The sequence below is a fragment of the Angustibacter sp. Root456 genome, from assembly GCF_001426435.1.
GTDB lineage: Bacteria > Actinomycetota > Actinomycetes > Actinomycetales > Angustibacteraceae > Angustibacter.
This window is the reverse complement of record NZ_LMER01000005.1, coordinates 1-1,056: the sequence shown is the minus strand read 5'-3', so window position 1 is coordinate 1,056 and position 1,056 is coordinate 1. Positions and strand designations below refer to the sequence as shown.

At 72.4% G+C, this 1,056-nt stretch carries 1 protein-coding gene; it reads left to right on the top strand.

The window, feature by feature from the left end; translation table 11 throughout:
* Window positions 1-285 precede the first annotated feature (285 nt).
* A partial coding sequence (locus ASD06_RS04695; protein WP_162248040.1) for a HAMP domain-containing protein occupies window positions 286-1,056 on the top strand: 771 nt, incomplete at its 3' end.

The following is a 1,056-nucleotide window of genomic DNA, read 5'->3' as shown; positions in this document are numbered from 1 at the left end:
TGGGTGAGCTGTCGGCCATGGCTGCCGAGCTGCGCACCCAGATCGCCCGCTTCACCTACTGACGAGTCGCCGGCGAACAGCGTCGTTCGCCGGCGAGCACCGGACCACGGAAGGGCCGCGATGAGCCAGCAGGAGCAGGCACCGACGGCGCGGACCGCTTCGCGTCCTCGCGCGATAGCTGGGGGGGCCCGCGCTGTCGCGGATCGTGCCACGACGCTGGTCCGTCACGCAGGGAGGCGTCGCATCGGTCTGCGGCCGCGCATCCTCGCGGCCGGACTGGTCGGCGTGCTCGGCGCTCTCGTCGTCGGAGGGGCGTCTGCGGTGGCGCTGAGCCGGCTGGAGGCCGGTGCCCACCGGCTCGACACCCTGCAGCAGCTGTCGACTCAGCTGCAGCAGGTCCGGTTCTTCAACGCCGACATCGGGAGATGGCAGACGGCCTACGCCTGGGACGCGCGGCGCAGCGGCCCGCAGAAGGCGGTCGCGGACACCAGCGCGAACCGGGCCGGCTACCTCAAGGCCACCCAGCAGCTGCGCGAGACGCTGGCGGCCATGCCGCAGCGGTCGATGACCGCCGGCGAACGGTCGGCGCTGGCGCGGATCAGCGTGCTGTGGAACGAGTTCTTCTCCACCGACGATGCCATCAAGGACCTCTACTCGCTCGGTGATCCGCTCTCGGTCGACCGCGCCGAGGCGATGATCGGCGGGCCGGAGCGCGCGACGTACTACCACATCAACGACGAGACCGATGCCCTCGCGGAGTCGGTGCGCAAGCGCTCGGCCGCCGAGGTGGAGGCTGCCTCGCAGGCGGCCTGGACGGCCCAGCTGCTCGTCGCCGCAGCCGTGCTGCTGTCGGTCGCGGGTGTCGCACTGCTCGCTTCTCGGGTGTCGAACGGCATCGTGCGCCGGGTGCGCCGCGTGCACGAGGCGTTGGAGGCGATGGCCCGCGGAGACCTCACCGCTCGCGCCCGCGTCGGAGGCGACGACGAGGTGGCCCGGATGGCTGCGGCGTTGGGTCGGGCGCAGGAGCAGGTGCGTGGGGTGGTGGCGTCGGTGGCT